This is a genomic window from Alkalibacterium sp. s-m-28, assembly GCF_054658175.1.
In genome coordinates this window covers 1-215 of the sequence record NZ_BAAGIQ010000530.1, presented here as the reverse complement: position 1 = coordinate 215, position 215 = coordinate 1, and the positions used below count along the sequence as shown (strand labels likewise).

The window sequence follows — 215 nt, the reverse complement described above, 5'->3', positions numbered from 1 at the left end:
CTCCACTTTCTTCACGAATGATTTGATGAAGCCTGTGCCGAAATAATTAATCCAGCCTCTTGTTCTGCTGTTTATTTCTTTGACAATCTCATCAAACTTCCCTGCTCGTTTACGTTTAGTCAAGCGTTTCAAGGTACGCATGAATTTCGCTTTGGCTTCTTTCGAAGGTCTGTAACGACAGACCCCATTCACTGTGGTTATCAGACAACCCAAGA

The 215-nt window shown here is 42.3% G+C and carries 1 protein-coding gene; it reads right to left on the bottom strand.

From position 1 onward, the window contains the following. Nucleotides 1–141, bottom strand: a 141-nt coding sequence (locus ACYQ4S_RS13140; RefSeq protein ID WP_459771631.1) for a group II intron maturase-specific domain-containing protein, incomplete at its 3' end; no start/stop codon positions are given. Nucleotides 142–215: the final 74 nt, after the last annotated feature.